The organism is Roseovarius sp. MMSF_3298, from assembly GCF_030733705.1.
Classification (GTDB): domain Bacteria; phylum Pseudomonadota; class Alphaproteobacteria; order Rhodobacterales; family Rhodobacteraceae; genus Roseovarius; species Roseovarius confluentis.
This window is the reverse complement of record NZ_JASHIN010000007.1, coordinates 134559-151888: the sequence shown is the minus strand read 5'-3', so window position 1 is coordinate 151888 and position 17330 is coordinate 134559. Positions and strand designations below refer to the sequence as shown.

The window sequence follows — 17330 nt, the reverse complement described above, 5'->3', positions numbered from 1 at the left end:
GACCAAAGGATCACAATATGAGTTTCCGCCCGCAACCTCCCGCACCCGCGCGCCCCAACCGCTGCCAACTCTTCGGCCCGGCCTCCAACCCCAGCCTGTTCGAGAAGATGGCCGCGTCGAAGGCCGACGTCATCAACCTCGACCTCGAAGATGCCGTGGCGCCGTCGGACAAGGACCAGGCCCGCAAGAACGCCATCGAGGCCATCAACGACATCGACTGGGGCAAGAAGACCCTTAGCGTGCGCATCAACGGCCTTGATACCCAGTACTGGTACAAAGACGTCGTCGATCTGCTGGAGCAGACCAATGGCCGGCTGGACATGATCATGATCCCCAAGGCGGGATCGGGCGATGATATCTACGCCGTCGACGCGCTGGTCAGCTCGATCGAGATGGCCATGGGCCACAAGAAGCGTATCGCCTTCGAATGCATCATCGAAACCGCGATAGGCATATGCCATGTCGAGGATATCGCGCAAGGCAGCCCCCGGATGGAGGCGATGAGCCTCGGCGCCGCCGACTTCGCCGCCTACATGGGCATGCAGACCACCGGCATCGGCGGCACGCAGGAAAATTACTACATGCACCGCAAAGGCGAGAACTACTGGGTCGACCCGTGGCACTGGGCGACCGCCAAGATCGTCGCCTGCTGCCGCACCCATGGCCTTCTGCCGGTCGATGGCCCGTTCGGCGACTTCTCCGACCCCGAAGGCTTTCGCGCGCAGGCATTGCGTGTGCTGACGCAAGGTATGGTCGGGAAATGGGCGATCCACCCCAGCCAGGTCGAGGCGTGCAACGAGATCTTCACCCCGACCGAGGAAGCCGTCACCGAAGCGCGCGAGATCCTTGAGGCAATGGAAGAAGCCAAGAAGAAGGGTCTGGGCGCGACCACCTACAAGGGTCGCCTGATCGACATCGCCTCGATCAAGCAAGCCGAGGTCATCGTCAAATCGGCAGAAATGATCGAAGACTGACCTGCTATCGCGCTGGAAAGGACGGCCCCCGGCATTTCGGGGGCCGTTTTATTTTGAAGATCCCGCTTTCTGACGCATGCGTGATTACAGTTTTACAAATGTCACGGGACATCCCATTGCGACTGCGGCTAGGCTCCGCCACAGGACCAACCGCTTCAAGGACAGACGATGACGACTCCCCCGCTTCGTGCCGCCGACATTCTTGCTCAGCGACTTTACCAGGCGGGGTGTCGCCACGCGTTCGGTATGCCAGGGGGCGAAGTGCTGACCGTCGTTGACGCGCTCGAAAAGGCAGGCATCCGGTTCACGCTGGTCAAACACGAAAACGCCGGCGGGTTCATGGCCGAGGCGGTACATCACCGCGACGGCGCACCTGCGATCCTCGTCGCCACCGTCGGGCCCGGCGCCATGAACGGCGTCAACGTCGTCGCCAACGCCGAGCAGGACCGGGTTCCGATGATCGTGCTGACCGGATGCGTCGACGCGGACGAGGCGCTGACCTACACGCATCAGGTCCTTGACCACCGCGCCGTCTTTGCCCCGATCACCAAGGCGACATTTCAACTGACGGCCGCCGGGGCCGGCATCGTGGCCGACAAGGCCGTGTCGATCGCAACCGAGCCGCGATGCGGGCCGGTCTTGATCGACGTGCCGATCAGCGTCGCGGATGCGCCCGTTTCGGCCGATATACCGCGCCCCGTTCGACCCGCCGCATCGCCCGTTGCCCCCAGTGGCGCCGACGCCGCGCGTGCGCGCACGGCCCTGGCCGAGGCGGAGCGCCCTGTCGCCATTGTCGGCCTGGATGTACTCCAAGACAGCTCACATACTGTGTTGCGAGCCTTTCTGGAACAGTTCGGCATTCCTTTCGTCACCACCTACAAGGCCAAGGGAGTCCTGCCGGAAGACCACCCGCTCTGTCTCGGCGCTGCGGGCCTGTCGCCATTGGCCGACACGCACCTGCTTCCGCTGGTCGCCCGGGCGGACCTTGTCTTGTGCATCGGGTATGACCCGATCGAGATGCGCACCGGCTGGCGTAACGCCGTCGACCCGGCGCGGCAGACGGTTATCGACATCGCCGCTGTACCCAACACCCACTACATGCATCAGGCAACGCTGAACTTCGTCGGCCATACCGGAGAAACGCTCGAGATGCTGGCCCAGAATACGGCGGTCCGCGAGACTTGGGCGGACGGCGCGCCAGACAAGTCGCGGGCGGCCTTGGCCGACGCCTTTCCGCATGGCGATGACTGGGGCCCCGCCGCTGTCATCGCCGAAACCCGTGCAGTGATGCCCGATACCACGCTTGCCACTGCCGATAGCGGAGCGCATCGGATTCTCCTCAGCCAGATGTGGCGCTGCAGCGAGCCCCGCGGTCTGATCCAATCCTCGGGTCTTTGCACGATGGGGTGCGCCGTGCCGATGGCCATTGGCCTCAGGATCGCCGAGCCGGACAGGCCCATCATCAGCTTTTCCGGCGATGCGGGCTTTCTGATGGTCGCGGGGGAGCTCGCGACCGCGTCGGAGCTGGGGCTGACACCGATCTTCCTTGTCTTCGTCGATGCCAGCCTTGCGCTGATCGAGCTGAAACAGCGACAGCGACAGATGCAGAACCAGGGCGTCGACTTCGCTCGGCACGATTTCGCCGCCATGGGCCGCTCTTTCGGCGGCGCGGGTCACACTGTGCGTAACCGAGCCGAATTGCGCGCGGCTCTGCAGGAGGCGCAGTCCTGCAAGACGTTCACCGTGATCGCAGCCGAGATCGAACCGGGCGGGTATGACGGACGTATCTGACCCTGTTAGCTCATAATTTTGTAACATTCGCCCAAAAAACCGGCGAATTTACACCCATATCGGGGTATTTCCGCCGAGAGGTACGATTTTTAGGCGACTTTTCGCAATCGCACCCCAATCTCGATACACGAAGCTTCACCAATACGTTAGCGCGAACGATACCGTTGTGTGCCTGACTTATCTGTTTGTTAAGCAGGTTCAGCGGGGCGGTCCCGCGTCAATTACGGAAGAATTTATGAAGTCCGATGTTTTCGATCAGCCCGTCTGCCTGACAAAGGAAAACGCCGTTGAGGCTTGGAACAATACGATGCTGGGTTTTCTCGCCCATGCGGCTGTCACGCCCAAGCATCTTGGCAAGGTGCTGGAGATCGAGCCTGATTTTGCGCTCGGCCATGCGGTCAAGGGCATGTTCTACATCCTGCTTGGCCGCCATGAACTTCTCCAAACCGCGCACGAGGCTCGCGCAGCAGCGCTCGAAGCGCTGGAAACCGTCGGGGCGACGACGCGGGAGCGCAAATACGTCCACGCGCTTGGCGTTTGGCTAGATGGCCGGCCAAGTCATGCCATAGCACTTCTGGAAGAGGTCTTGACGGCTCAGCCGCAAGATGCGCTTGCGATGAAGCTCAGTCACGCCCTGCGCTTTCTTCTTGGAAATTCCAGCGGAATGCGTCGGTCCATTGAGCGGGTGCTTCCGGCCTATGGCCACGATCATGCCGCAAGAGGCTATCTTCTTGGATGCCATGCCTTCGCGCTCGAAGAGACCGGCGACTACGAGAAGGCGGAAATCGCGGGGCGTCAGGCGCTCTGGATGGCGCCGGATGACGCGTGGGGGCTTCATGCCGTGGCACATGTGCATGACATGACGGCGAATGCCGCGAAAGGTCTCGACTGGCTGACAGGCCGAGAAGCTGCCTGGGCGCACTGCAACAATTTCAGGTACCACGTTTGGTGGCACAAGGCGCTGATGCATCTCGACCTTGGCCAAGTGGACGCTGTTCTGAACCTCTATGACACCCAGATCCGAAGCGACCGGACAGATGACTACCGCGACATCTCGAACGCAACCTCTCTGCTGATGCGGCTGGAACTGGAAGGCGTGAATGTCGGCAACCGGTGGGAGGAGCTGTCCGAGCTTTGCGCCAACCGCACCGAGGATGGTTGCCTGATCTTCGCTGACCTGCACTACCTGATGGCATTGACCGGCGACAAGCGGCCCGGCGCGACGTCGCGATTGCTGCAAAGAATCGCACAGGATGCCAAGTCCAACTGCGAGATGGGCAACCGTATGAGCGACCCCGGCGTCGCCGCTGCACAGGGGCTGGAGGCGTTTGGCGATGCGCGATACGACGCTGCGTTTCTCAACCTAGCACAGGCACGAGACGGGATGCAGCGCGCCGGCGGCAGCCACGCGCAGCGCGACGTGTTCGAGCGCATGACGATCGATGCCGGAATTCGCGCCGGGTACTTGGATCAGGCCGAAGCAATACTAGATGATCGACAGTCCAAGCGTGCGGGGCGCGAAGACGGATATACCGCAGCCCGCCGTGCGCTGATCGCGTCGGGTCGTGGCGGGTATGAAACAACCTCATTGCCGGCCTAATAGATCACGATCGACTCCCGGTTTGTAACAAGAAAGACCAATGCCATGGCGACCATTTCGCCATCATCCGATTACCAAGAAACCGTCGAGGCTCCTGCCGTCAGCGCAACGCCCGTGGCTACACTGCGCGATCCCAGGCTGGATTTCTTCCGCGGCATCGCGATGTTCATCATCCTCCTGGCCCACACGCCCGGAAATCTCTGGACAAAGTGGCTTCCCGCGCGTTGGGGGTTTTCCGACGCGACCGAGATGTTCGTCTTCTGCTCCGGCATGGCGTCGGCCATCGCCTTCGGCAAACTGTTCCAGAGCAAGGGCCTCGCCATGGGCACTGCCAGAATCGCCTTTCGGGTCTGGCAGGTCTACTGGGCGCATATCGGCCTCTTTTTCGTCGTGCTGGCCTGCATGCTTGCCCTGCCCTACCTGGGCTTCACCTTGCGGGACTACGTCAGCCAGCTGAACCTGCCGCCGTTTCTCAATAATATCGAAGGCAACATGATCGGCCTCATGACGCTGACCTATGTGCCCAACTATTTCGATATCCTGCCCATGTACCTGGTGATCCTCGCGATGATCCCGTTCATGATGGCCCTGTCGCGGCTTCATCCCCTCGCAGTACTGGGCGCCAGCGTCCTCATCTGGTGCACAGCCAATGTCGAGATGCTCGAACTTGTCAGCGATACCGACGTCACGCCGCTGCAACTGCCCGCGCAACTCTGGTTCCCCGAAGGCAAGGATGAACGCCCCTGGTTCTTTAACCCGTTCGGCTGGCAGCTGTGTTTCTTCACCGGTTTCGCGCTGATGATCGGCTGGTTGCCCCGCCCACCGGTCAACCGCCTGTTGATCGGTGCCGCCACGGCTTACGTGCTCTTTTCCTTCGTCTTTTCCTCTGTCGGCATGCGTGCCTATGACTGGCAACCGGCTTGGTGGGACAGCATCCGCAGTTGGCAGTGGGAGACATATCGCGACTTTGGCGCGCTGCGCAGCAAAACGGAATTCGGGCTGTTTCGCTATCTTCACCTGCTGGCGCTTGGCTATCTCGGCTGGGTCGCCGTGGGCGAAGGGGGCAAACACCTCCGGGTCGGACAGGTTTGGTCCTGGGTGGTAAACAACATCATCATGAAGGTCGGTCAGCAATCGCTCGCTGTCTTCGTGTTCTCGATGTTGCTCGCGCGGCTGCTGGGTGTCTGGCTTGACGAAACGTCGACGCTGGATGGTGACGACCTCGTCCGCAACCCATGGACCAACGCGTTCATCAATCTGGTCGGTTTCGGTCTGCTCGTTGCCTGCGCCTACACAGCAGCCTGGTTCAAGTCGACTCCTTGGAAACCGCGCAAACCGACAAGGTCACCAATATGAACCGTGCTTTCTCGCTTTCGCGCCGCCAACTTCTGGGTGGGGTCGCGGCTTCGGCACTTTGGCCCATTGCGACGCGGCACGCAGCCGCCACCGACGGGCCCGTGCCTTTCAGCCGTGAGATGGTGATCGAGTTGGCGCGGCAAAGGTCGCAGCAGGACTACACGCCACGCGACACCGTACCCGAAGATTGGCGAGCGCTGACCTACGACCAGTATCGCGACATTCGTTTTCCTCGGGACCATGCGCTCTGGGCCGACACGGACCGCTCCTATAATATCGATTTCTTCGCGCCGGGCCTCTATTTTCCGCGCGCCGTCAAGGTCTTTTCGGTCGAAGACGGCATGGCTCACCCAGTGACGTTCGACCTTGCGATGTTCGACAAGGGCGACCTCGTGCCGGACCTGACCAAAACAGCTGAAAGCCTAGGGTTTTCCGGGATCCGCCTACGCACCGACCTTGGTCACCCGGAATATAAAACCGAGTTCTGCGTATTTCAGGGCGCCAGTTACTTCCGTGCCATCGGCATAGGGCAGACCTACGGGTTGTCCGGGCGGGGTCTGGCGCTGAACACCGCCGGTCCCGAGGGCGAGGAGTTTCCCGAGTTCATCCAGTTCTGGCTGGAAGCGCCCGGGTCAGATCAGGAAAACATGGTCGTGCATGCCCTCATGGACAGTCCCAGCGTGTCCGGGGCCTATCGTTTCGACATAACGCCCGGCGCAGCCAGCGTGATGGAGGTCGAGGCAACGCTTTTTCCGCGTGTCGAATTGAACAATGTCGGCGTTGGGCCGTTAACATCCATGTTTCTCTACGATCAGACCAATCGCAGCCGCTTTGACGATTTCCGCCCCGCGGTGCATGACACCGACGGGTTGCAGATGATGAACGGCAATGGCGAGATGATCTGGCGGCCACTGGCCAACCCGAAACAGCTTCAGGTGTCCAGCTTCGTCGATACCAACCCGCGTGGGTTCGGGTTGATGCAGCGCGCCCGCAAACTGTCTGATTTTTCCGATCTGGAGGCGCTTTACCACAACCGGCCCGGCCTTTGGGTCGAACCGAAAGGCGACTGGGGTCGGGGAACGGTGACGCTGGTGGAAATTCCGACACAGGAAGAGATCTACGATAACATCGTCGCCTATTGGCGACCGGCCGATCCCATGCCAGCGGGCCAGCAGGTGGATCTGTCCTATCGGCTGACATGGGCGGCGGAGGCACCCGTGCAAGGCGACATGCCCCGCGTGCTGAACACCGCCATGGGAAAACGCGCCTTTGGCGAAGGCCGGGTCGTCGTGATCGATTTCGAAGATAACCCGCTCTTCGATGACGGGCCGGACGAGATCGACATGCATATCCATTCGCCGCAAGTCGAGGTCAGCGACGGCGTCCTGCAGCGCAACCCGGCCACGGGCGGGCTGAGACTGGCGTTCAATTTCGACCCCGGCGAACGCGGGCATGTCGAACTCCGCGCACAATTGCGCAAGGACGGACAGAACGCATCCGAGGTGTGGCTTTACAGGTGGACAGCATGAGTATGAACGACCTTCGCGTAATGCCGCCACTGGCCCCGCTCGACATGCCCGAGCAGGATCTCGACGTTTGTTACGCAGATCCCAAGGCGCCCCCTGCCCGACCGGAAGAACGCGTCACGCTTTGGCGTTGCGTGGTCTTCATCCCGGCGATTCTGGCAACCATCGGCTTCATCTGGTTCATGTGGGACTGGTTCGGTGCCGATGGCATCACCTGGGTCGAGGGCACTCTGCTGGGCCTGATGTCGTTCAACGTGTTCTGGCTCTGCCTGACGGTCACCACGGTCTTGCTGGGGATCGGCTCTCTGACACAGGCGCTGAAGCGGCCCGGTCATCCACGACCTCTGAAGGTGGCGCTGTTGATGCCGATCTACAACGAGGTGCCGTGGTACGTGCTTGGCAACGCCCGTTCCATGCTGGAAGAACTGAGGGCGCGCGGCGGTCCGCATGAATACGCCATGTTCATCCTTAGTGATACGAGGGACGACGCTATCGCCCGTGCGGAACAGGATTCCATCCGCTCGCTTCAGGCCACGCTGTCTCCGGGGCTCCGCATCTACTATCGCAGACGCGCCGAGAATACCGACCGCAAAGTCGGCAACATCACGGACTGGGTGCAGAACTGGGGCGCCGACTGGCCCGCCATGCTGGTGCTGGATGCTGACAGCCTGATGTCCGGCCGCGCGATAGGCCGCCTGACCGATGCGCTGGCACAGGATCCGGGCGCGGGCCTCATTCAAAGCTGTCCGCAACTGATCGGTGCCAACACCGTTTTTTCCCGGATGCAGCAGTTCGCCAACGGCGTCTATGGCACCGCCCTCGCCGAGGGGCTGGCCCGCTGGACCGGGCAGGAAGGCAATTACTGGGGTCACAACGCGATCATCCGCACCGAGGCCTTTGCGGCCAGCGCCGGCCTGCCGCACCTGCGTTCGCTGACGGGCCGCGATCAGTTGATCATGAGCCACGATTTTGTCGAGGCCGGTCTGTTGCGCCGGGCCGGGTGGGGCGTGCGGGTCCTTCCGCGCATCCGCGGCTCTTACGAGGAAACGCCGCCGACGCTGATCGACCACATTCAACGAGACCGCCGCTGGTGCCAGGGCAACTTGCAGCACCTGCGCCTTCTCTCGACGCGCGGCCTGCGGACCGCATCGCGCTTTCACATGTTCCACGGCGCGATGAGCTATCTCGCGTCGCCGATCTGGTTCGCGCTCCTGGTGATGTGGGCGCTGATGGGCCAAGGCGGCGAAAAGTCCGTGCTGACCTACTTCCGTCCCGACAACCCGCTGATGCCGGTCTGGCCCGAGATGACCGAGGCGAAACACGTCCTGATCATTGCCCTTATGTATTCGCTGCTCTTGCTGCCGAAACTACTGGGCATCCTGGTGGTCCCGCTGACACGGTCGCGCTTTGCCGAATACGGTGGGCCATGGCGTTTCGCGTTGTCATTCCTGTCCGAACTCGCGCTATCCGTCGCCTATGCGCCTATCCTGATGGTGCAGCAGATGATCGCGGTCTTCCGCACCGTGTTCGGCCTGCAAAGCGGCTGGAGCCCGCAACAACGCGATGGTGGCCGCTACGGCTTGGGCACCTTGCTGATCTGCCATGCGCTGGAAACGGCAAGCGGTGTCCTGCTGGTCGCCGGCATGGCGGCGGGGCTGGTGTCGCTTTGGCTGCTTCCGATCGCGGTCAGTCTTGTTCTGGCGGTTCCCCTGTCGGCCCTCAGCGGCGTGTCGCTGAAGGGCCTGGTGTCCAAGTGGATGGGAACAAAGGAACTATGGCGCGAACCCCCGATCACCCAGGCCGCGCGTCATTACCGCGCCGAACTGAAGCAGGCTCTGGAAGGCAAGCCACCCTCGCGGCAGGCTGCGGAATAACCGAGGCTCAGCTGTCGTAGGCTGTTACCGGCAAACCCGTTTCGATCCAGCCCGGCCCGACGGACGAACCCAACATGCCTTCGGGTACGTTGATGACCCGGGTATATCCTTCCTCGGTCGGGGCAATGCTCAGCCGTGCGGAACGGACGCCACGCGCGCAGATCAAGGCGATCGGCACATCCTTGCGTGCGCCCGTCAATGCATCCAGATGGGCAATGAACCCGGCATCCCGCATGTCGATCGGATGGGCACCCTGGCCAATACCGGTGCGCGTCCATTCGTCGGGCCGGCGAATATCAACAAGGATGATCTCGCCGGCCTTCGCCGCATCAAAAGCGTCACGGACCGAGAGCGCAGCCCCGTCTAATTGCCGCCTCGGCCAGACCGCCCAGCCGAGAGCCGCCGCCGTGCCAACCCCCAAGACTGCCCCTAGCAGGGCGCGGCGAGAGAGGCGCGAGGCGGGTTGTCCTGTCATCTTTTTCGTCCTGAAGGATCCGCACTAAACATATCTCGCCCCTGTGCACCTGTCATGGTCCGCCGCTTCGTCGCACAACACGTTCGCGTGCACGGGCAAGCCAGCCAAGCGATGTCTCGGTGTCACCTTGGGGCCTGTACTCTGCGCCCAGTGGGCGGTTCCAGCCAAGCGCGTCGATTTCGTGGAACACCATGTCATAGTCGAGATCGCCGTGATCCGGCCCACCCCGGTCAGGCACGGCAGCGAACTGAATATGCCCGATATCAGGCAGGACCGCGCGCAGGCGCGCGATCACATCGCCCTCGACCCGCGCCACGTGGTAGCAATCGAACATGAGCTTCAGGTTCGGCGCGTTCACGTCCGCAATCACCTGCTGCGCATGGTCGGTGGATTGCAGAAAATAGCCGGGAGCGTCGAACGGGTTGATCGGCTCGATCAGGATGGTCCTGTCGGATGCGATGTCACACGCATAGGCAAGGTTGTCCCTGAAAACCGATCCGGCCTTTGCCCCCTCCGCCCGGCCTGCCATGACATGGATCGCCTCGGCGTCTGCAGCGCGAGCGTAGTCTACAGCTGCATCGATGGCGGCGCGCGCGTCCGCCGCGCGTCCCGGCAGGGCGGTCAGGCCGAAATCCCCGGCGGATACGTTGCCCTGAGCGGTGTTTAGGCCAAGAAGGGGCAGTCCCGTCTCGTTCAACGCGTCACGCAGAGCCTCGGGCGGCGTGTCGTAGGGCCAATGACATTCCACCGCATCGAAACCGGCCCGCGCGGCCGCACGTACGGCCTGCGGCAAATCCAGCCGCGACCAAAGGAAACCCAGATTGGCGGAAAACCTCGGCATGAGACCTGCTTGACCCGCTTTTGCACAGAGGACGACCCTGCTAAATCACAACCATAGACGACGCATTGACCCAAGGGAAAACACCATGAAGGCCGTGTTGTTCGACCAGTTCGGCGTCACGCCGAAGATCGCAAATGTTCCGGACCCGACACCGGATGGCAAGGGCGTTGTCATCGAGGTCGGCGCGACGGGCGTGTGCCGCAGCGATTGGCACGGCTGGATGGGCCACGATCCAGACATCACGCTTCCCCATGTTCCCGGTCACGAACTGGCGGGTCGGGTTGCGGCGGTCGGGCGCGAGGTGCGGCGGTGGAAAGTGGGAGACCGTGTGACGGTGCCGTTCGTCGGCGGCTGCGGCACCTGCCCGGAATGTCACGCGGGCCATCAGCAGGTCTGCCACAACCAGTTTCAACCCGGGTTCACGCACTGGGGGTCCTTCGCGCAGTATGTCGCTATCGGGCAAGCCGACCTGAACCTGGTGGCCCTTCCCGACACGATGTCTTTCGAAACCGCGGCAAGCCTTGGCTGCCGGTTCGCAACCGCCTTCCGCGCGGTGGTCGACCAGGGACGTGTCCGGGCGGGCGAGTGGGTCGCCGTGCATGGCTGCGGAGGTGTGGGACTTTCGGCTCTTATGATCGCGCGGGCAATCGGGGCGCAAACGGTCGCCATCGACATATCAGAAAACAAGCTGACCCTCGCCCGAAGCTGCGGCGCGACGCATACGATTGACGCCACCGCGGCTGGCGACGTGGTCCAAGCAGTGCGCGACATCACCGACGGTGGCGCGCATGTGTCGCTCGATGCGCTTGGTCACCCGACGACATTCTTCAACTCGGTCTCGAACTTGCGCAAGCATGGGCGTCACGTGCAGATTGGCCTGCTTTTGGCGGAACAGGCCACGCCGGCCGCCCCGATGGCGAAGGTAATCGGCGACGAGCTTGAAATCCTCGGCAGCCACGGGATGCAAGCGCATCGCTACGATGCCATGCTGGCGATGATCCAATCCGGCTTGCTGTCTCCCGATAAACTTATAGGCGACCGCATTTCGCTCGAGGCGTCCATCGACGCCTTGACGGGAATGGACAACTTCGCCGGCATTGGTGCGACCGTCATTACCGAATTCTAAAGGAATTCTGGTCGGAGTGAGAGGATTCGAACCTCCGGCCCCTGCCTCCCGAAGACAGTTCGGAAATCTTGGGAACAGAAAAACAAGACATTTTAATTGCTCATAACTTCGTATTACCCCAGAAATCCGTCAGATATCTGGGACGGTACCAGAAACATCGGACCTGCATGCTTAGCATCTTTGAGCCGCTATTCCACGTCAGCATTTTTTGCATGCCTCACGCAATCTCGCTCTGAAAACCCAAAATCAGTACAGGTTCAGCCCAAATCTTGACACAAGATCCATTAAAAAGAAACGAACCGTTTCGCGGTTTAAATTTCAGCTTGTGAGGGGCTAATGAAGAACGAAACAATCTCTGTTGCATTTGTCCTGCCATGTCTCAACGAGGTTGCGACGCTGGAGAAGTGCATTCTCAGAGCGCAGGTCGCTCTGGCAGAAATTCGTGAGAAGTTTGGCCTTTCCGGCGAAGTGATCGTTGCTGACAACGGCAGCACCGATGGCAGCCAGGACATTGCCCGACGCGCGGGCGCAAGGGTCGTGGATGTGCCGGAACGCGGCTACGGCGCGGCGCTGCTCGCCGGGTTCGGCGCGGCGAAATCGCAATATCTCGTCATGGGCGATAGCGATTGCTCCTATGACTTCGTCGAGGCCGTCCCGATGATCGAAGAGCTTTTGAACGGTGCCGACTTGTGCATGGGCAACCGGTTTCGCGGCGGCATCAAACCCGGCGCAATGCCGTGGAAAAACCGCTACATCGGAAATCCGGCCCTTTCGGGTCTCCTGAGGTTTCTCTTCAAGACCGACATTGGCGACGCCCATTGCGGCCTGCGCGCCCTGACTGCACCCGCTTTCGAAGGCCTTAACCTGTCGTCATCCGGAATGGAGTTCGCCTCCGAAATGCTCCTGAAATCCGTCTTGCTGGATTACCGGATCGCGGAAGTGCCGGTCACCCTGTCGCCAGATCAGCGCGGCCGCGATCCGCATCTGAATCCTTGGCGCGACGGGATGCGGCACCTCATCTACATGCTTTTGCTCAGCCCAAGCTGGCTCTTCATGGTGCCTGGCCTCGCGCTTGGAGTGCTCGGGCTTGTATTGATGACCGCCCTGCTGTCCGTCGAGGGCGATGACTTGGTGCAAATCGGCTTCTTCTTCTTTGGTAGCCACTGGGCCGTCATGGCCAGCGCCGCAATGGTCATCTCCGTGCAAACGATCATCATGGGGTTGTTCGCCCAGCTCTACAATTACAAGGCACTGATCCGGCGGCCCAGCAAACGGGCCATAGCCTTTCTCACTGCGTCACGGCTCGAATACTGGCTTCTGGCCGGCTTGTTGCTGATCGCGGGCGGCCTTGCGTGGATCAGCACCATCACGCTCGGCTGGATTGCATCCGACTATGCTGGCCTCAGCGCGATGCGGTCGATGATCGCAGCAGGAACGATGTGCGTGATCGGTGCGCAGGTATTCTTTGCCGGTTTCCTGATGTCGGTGGTCTCCGGCAACCGCTCGCAGCATCTGTATGCAGCAAGTGTCTGACCAAAGCTGGCAGATGCGATGATGAAGCAGGCAAATATCATCGACGGAGCCGAACCAAGACAAAGCCAGCTGTGGATCGCGCTGGCCGTCACGGTCGGCGCGGTACTGGGGATCGTGGCCCTCTTCTTTGCCAGCGAAGCGTCCTTCCCCAGTCTTGCGGCCCTGTGCGCCCGCGTCCCCCTTTGGACCTATGGCATCGTTGCCCTTGGCCAGGCGACCATCGTATTGCTGGCGGCTGTCCGCTGGCGCGTGTTGCTGAAAGCCGTTTCGCCCCGGGGCGAAACCTTGGCCCTCCGCCATGCAACCGCGGCGACGACATCGGCCGCCATTGCAGGACAGTTTTTGCCGATCCAGCTTTGCACCCCGGTAATTCGCGCATGGTTCGCGGCGCGTTTCGATATCCCTGTCCTGAGATCCCTGGGCACGTCGGCATTGGAGCAAACGTTTCAGCTTCTCGTGCTGGTCAGCGCAGCAGGCCTGAGCGTGTTGTTACTGCTGCCAACACCCGGCTGGGTGTTCGATGCGAGTGCCGCGATCCTGTTCATGACCGCCCTGGTCTTCTTCGTCCGATTATCAATTCAGCTGGCGTCGAAACTGCTTACACATATCGCTGATCATGGGGCGCCACTTTTGACGCGTTCCGCCGATCGTCTGCGCCTGGGCGTCGAAAGGGCCGCGCAGTTGCCCGACCACATCCTGACATCGGTCACCGCACTGAGTCTTCTTGGGTATGCTGTCCTTGCCGCGCTGAATGTCCTGCTGCTCAGCACCATCGCGGGCGTGGACATCCTGCCACTTCTGATCGCTTATCCGTTGGTTCTGTTCCTTATGTCGCTGCCCGTGTTCCCCGGCGGGCTTGGCGTGGTCGAAGCGACATGGGCGGGCGTCCTCGCGCGCGAAGGCCTGCCCTTCGATCAGGCGGTCGAAGCCGCTCTGGCGTTGCGGGTGGTCTCGACCCTGGGCTTCTTCCTAATCGCGCCGCTGCTCCTCGCCGACCTCCAGCCACGCAGGCGGAGCGCGCCATGACCCGGCCCTGGCTTTCCGTGATCATGCCGATCTTCAACGGCCATGCGACTCTGGACACAGCGCTGTCATCGCTTGCAGGGCAATGCGATGGGCTCGAGATCATCGCCGTCGATCAAGCGTCAACCGATGGCAGTCGCGATCTGCTACAGGCGGCGCAAATCCGTCTTCCGATCCGGATCATCGACAATCCCGACGGCAGCTCGTGGACCGAGAACACCAACATCGGCCTGCATGAGGCCCGCGCACCGCTTATCACCATGCTGCATCAGGACGATGTCTGGTCGCCTGGGCGCGCCGCGCTTCTCAAAGACATGGCCGGCCGGCATGAAGAGGTCGACATTTGGGCGCATGGCGCTGACCTCATTGACGAACACGGGGCAACCGTCGGTCAGATGTGCCCACCATTCGGGACGGCGCGCCGTGTTCTGACGTCCGAAGAGGCGATGTCGCACCTGATCGTGCAAAACACCCTGGCGCTGCCCGCTGTCATGTTCCGGCGCGATGCCGCGCTACACAAGGGCGGTCTTGATGAGGCACTTTGGTACACTGCGGATTGGGATCTTTGGCTGAGCCTTGCGCAAAACGGTTTGGCCTGGGATCCCGGACACGCCTCGGCGTTCAGGATTCACGCGAACTCCCTGACCATGACCGGTTCGCGGAACTTGCAGTCCTTCAAACGCCAGTTGGAGATACCGCTCGACCGGCATCTCGTGCATCTGCCGGACCGGCTCAGGCGGCGCGCCCGCAGACGCGCGGAGGCAGCCAACGCGCTCAACGTCTGTTTGGCGGGCCTTCATCACCGCAGTCTTCGCGGTGTTGGTTCAGCCCTTCGAAAGGCCTTCATGCTTGGCCCTAACGAATGGAGCGATTTTCTCATGACAACACAGATCGTGAACAGGTTGGCGCCCCGGATGAAGCTGGCAAAGAAAAAAGGAACATGACATGGGATCTATCGGAGCAAGCGTAAGACGTGCCTTTGGTCCCTATGAGAGGCAGGTTTCGGAACTCTACCGCCGTGTTTTCATCGACCTGGAGAATCTGGCGGACTGTATCCAGGACTGGGCAGATCCGACCGCCATCTGTGAAATCGGCTGTGGCGAGGGCGCATTGGCCGAACGCCTTTGCCGGGACTTTCCTGATGCGTCCTACCTAGGCATCGACATCGCCCCGCAACTTGGACGCATGTATGACGGGGATCGTGCCGAATTCCGCCAGATCGACGCACAGGACCTGGCCGAAGAACGCAGCGGACAGTTCGATCTGGTTGTCCTCAACGATGTCATGCACCATGTGCCGGTCGGTATCCGCGCGGACATCCTGCAAGCCGCGAAAAAGCTTTTGGTGCCCGGCGGTGTTCTGGTGTTCAAGGACTGGCTCAGACGCAGCACGCCCATTCACGCGGCCTGCTATGTGGCCGACGTCTATATCGGTGGCGACAAGAACGTCGCCTACATGGCCATGGAAGAGCAACGGGAGCTGATCGCTTCGGTGTTCGGGCCCGCAGCGGTCGCGGCGGAGCAATCGATCAGACCCTGGTCTCAGAACCACGCCTTCAAGGTTGTCAGATAGGCCATTGGAGATGACGGCAATCACGTGCATCCAACCTCCGGGGCTCAGTCACGAACAAAGGCTTACGTTTGCGATAAGGCTGTTCATCCTGGTGAAAATCGCCGCCTTGTTTGTGCTGGCGATCAACACGCGCTTTGTGATGGATGAGTTTTGGCACTTCACCCAGCCTGTATATCTGTTCGACGGCACCTTCGACACGATATGGCCCAAGAAAGCGGTTGGCTACGCGGTCTTCTACGAACTGTCCCACCTGATCGGCTCGGATGCGACATCTATGTTGATCACGGGCCGGTTGACCACAGCCTGCCTTTCGCTGGCGTTGATCGTGTGCATCTACAAATGCGCCCGCGCCTTGGGCCACGAGCGTATCACAGCGATCCTGGCAGTGGCGCTCCTGCTCAGTTTCAGCAGCTATATCGAGCGCGGATTCCGACTTCGGTCCGAGCCGCTCGCCACGCTGTTTGCGGCTTTGGCCGTGCTGGTCGTCATCCGATATGAAACCGACCGTGCCAAGACCCTTCTGATCGCGGGGTTGCTCAGCGGGTTGGCCTTCGTGACGACGCAGAAATCGGTCTATTTCAACTTTGCCCTGGGGGCCGCTTTGGTGGTCGATGCCCTCTGCATGCGCTCTGCCTCGCGCGCGTTCTTTCGCGGAGGGCTGCTCATTCTCGGCTGGGCCGGTGCCATATTCTTCTACGGCGCCCTGCTCGGCGGCACCGCGATGCCGCAGGTCCTGAAGATGCTTTTCCTCGGGCCGGTCGAACTCGCCCTCCATGGTGGCAGCTACTATGAAGGGCTGGATGCCTTTGTCTGGCAGACGCTTTTGCGCAACGCTGTGCCGTACGCGCTGGTGTGCCTTGGCCTTGTCCTGTCAGCTGCGCGTATTCTCAAATGCGACAGTGCCGCGCGGATATTTCTTGTCCACGCGGTCCTGCTGACCGGGCTTGTCTTCTTTCACAACCAGACATGGCCCTACATGTTCTCAATGGCGCTGCCATTCCTGGCGGTCTTTGGCGCTGTTGCCCTGACAGTCCTGCTGCGGCAGGGGGCAAGCCGGTCCGCAATGGCGCTGGTCATCCTGTCGGTGATCGCCGTACAGAGCATCGTTCGCAATGTGCAGTACCTGGGCCACGACAATCTCGCTCAACTCGCACTCGTGCAACAGGCTGAAGCGCAGCTTGCGCAGGACGAGACATATTTCGACGGCATCGGCATGATCCCGAGCCGCCGTATGGAGCCCCGCCTGTGGCTCGATGCCCAGGCCGTTCGTGAAACGAACGAAGAAGGGCGGAATTCCACGCTCTACGGCGCATTACTCCGTGCCGAGCCTCACCTTGTGATTGCGACGTATCGCACAGACGGGTTGAGCTCCGTATTCGGTGATGCTCTGAATACGACATACGGCTTCCTAACTTCACATATTTTGCTGCGGCTCGAAGCTAATCGGATCCTGACACCTCCAAAGGCCGAGCGGGCTCCGCTCTTCAACGGTATATATACCGATTGATATCTGCTGCGTACGGATGCGTGTTTCATGTTTAGACATGCTCATCTTGCGTTTTTCGAGTTCGTCAGTACATTCTGGAATATCTGCCTCGTGCGGATTAGATCTTGTGAATGTTGGCTTTTCAGCGCCTAT

The 17330-nt window shown here is 61.1% G+C and carries 14 protein-coding genes; 12 read left to right on the top strand and 2 right to left on the bottom strand.

Going from position 1 to position 17330, the window contains the following annotated elements:
• Nucleotides 1-17: 17 nt before the first annotated feature.
• The 6 genes from RBB18_RS08800 (at nt 18) to mdoH (ending at nt 9121) form a co-directional block, all read left to right on the top strand.
• Nucleotides 18-974: a CoA ester lyase gene (locus RBB18_RS08800; RefSeq protein ID WP_306110898.1), complete on the top strand. Its 957-nt coding sequence runs from the start codon at nt 18-20 to the stop codon at nt 972-974.
• Between the two features lie 168 nt (nt 975-1142).
• Nucleotides 1143-2765 carry a thiamine pyrophosphate-binding protein gene (locus RBB18_RS08795; RefSeq protein WP_103763609.1) on the top strand — a complete coding sequence of 541 codons (1623 nt, stop codon included), beginning with the start codon at nt 1143-1145 and terminating at the stop codon, nt 2763-2765.
• Nucleotides 2766-3000: 235 nt separating this feature from the next.
• Nucleotides 3001-4365: a tetratricopeptide repeat protein gene (locus RBB18_RS08790; RefSeq protein WP_306110897.1), complete on the top strand. Its 1365-nt coding sequence runs from the start codon at nt 3001-3003 to the stop codon at nt 4363-4365.
• Between the two features lie 45 nt (nt 4366-4410).
• Nucleotides 4411-5721 (top strand): OpgC family protein, encoded by a 1311-nt coding sequence (locus tag RBB18_RS08785; RefSeq protein ID WP_306110896.1) that lies wholly within the window; start codon nt 4411-4413, stop codon nt 5719-5721.
• Nucleotides 5718-7250, top strand: a complete 1533-nt coding sequence (locus tag RBB18_RS08780) for a glucan biosynthesis protein (RefSeq protein WP_306110895.1) — start codon at nt 5718-5720, stop codon at nt 7248-7250. Before RBB18_RS08785 ends, RBB18_RS08780 begins: the two co-directional genes overlap by 4 nt.
• A gap of 2 nt (nt 7251-7252) precedes the next feature.
• Nucleotides 7253-9121 carry a glucans biosynthesis glucosyltransferase MdoH gene (gene mdoH, locus RBB18_RS08775; RefSeq protein ID WP_103763612.1) on the top strand — a complete coding sequence of 623 codons (1869 nt, stop codon included), beginning with the start codon at nt 7253-7255 and terminating at the stop codon, nt 9119-9121.
• Nucleotides 9122-9128: 7 nt separating this feature from the next.
• Here the strand turns inward: mdoH and RBB18_RS08770 are convergent, their stop codons facing one another.
• On the bottom strand, nt 9129-9596 hold the full coding sequence (locus RBB18_RS08770; protein WP_306110894.1) for a rhodanese-like domain-containing protein: 468 nt from the start codon (nt 9594-9596) through the stop codon (nt 9129-9131).
• 52 nt (nt 9597-9648) lie between these two features.
• The gene (locus RBB18_RS08765) at nt 9649-10437 is read right to left on the bottom strand and encodes a hydroxypyruvate isomerase family protein (protein ID WP_103763614.1); all 789 of its coding nucleotides are present in this window, start codon (nt 10435-10437) and stop codon (nt 9649-9651) included.
• An 85-nt stretch (nt 10438-10522) separates the two neighbouring features.
• Here RBB18_RS08765 and RBB18_RS08760 point away from each other — a divergent pair, with 85 nt between their 5' ends.
• The 6 genes from RBB18_RS08760 (at nt 10523) to RBB18_RS08735 (ending at nt 17198) form a co-directional block, all read left to right on the top strand.
• On the top strand, nt 10523-11563 hold the full coding sequence (locus RBB18_RS08760) for a zinc-dependent alcohol dehydrogenase family protein (RefSeq protein ID WP_103763615.1): 1041 nt from the start codon (nt 10523-10525) through the stop codon (nt 11561-11563).
• A gap of 336 nt (nt 11564-11899) precedes the next feature.
• Nucleotides 11900-13096 carry a glycosyltransferase family 2 protein gene (locus RBB18_RS08755; protein WP_103763616.1) on the top strand — a complete coding sequence of 399 codons (1197 nt, stop codon included), beginning with the start codon at nt 11900-11902 and terminating at the stop codon, nt 13094-13096.
• A gap of 18 nt (nt 13097-13114) precedes the next feature.
• A complete protein-coding gene (locus tag RBB18_RS08750; RefSeq protein WP_306110893.1) occupies nt 13115-14122 on the top strand; it encodes a lysylphosphatidylglycerol synthase domain-containing protein in 1008 nt (335 codons plus the stop codon).
• Nucleotides 14119-15063, top strand: a complete 945-nt coding sequence (locus RBB18_RS08745; RefSeq protein ID WP_306110892.1) for a glycosyltransferase — start codon at nt 14119-14121, stop codon at nt 15061-15063. Before RBB18_RS08750 ends, RBB18_RS08745 begins: the two co-directional genes overlap by 4 nt.
• A gap of 1 nt (nt 15064) precedes the next feature.
• On the top strand, nt 15065-15691 hold the full coding sequence (locus RBB18_RS08740) for a bifunctional 2-polyprenyl-6-hydroxyphenol methylase/3-demethylubiquinol 3-O-methyltransferase UbiG (RefSeq protein WP_306110891.1): 627 nt from the start codon (nt 15065-15067) through the stop codon (nt 15689-15691).
• Between the two features lie 139 nt (nt 15692-15830).
• Entirely contained in the window at nt 15831-17198 is a 1368-nt protein-coding gene (locus RBB18_RS08735; protein WP_306110890.1) for a glycosyltransferase family 39 protein, read from the top strand.
• Nucleotides 17199-17330 lie beyond the last annotated feature (132 nt).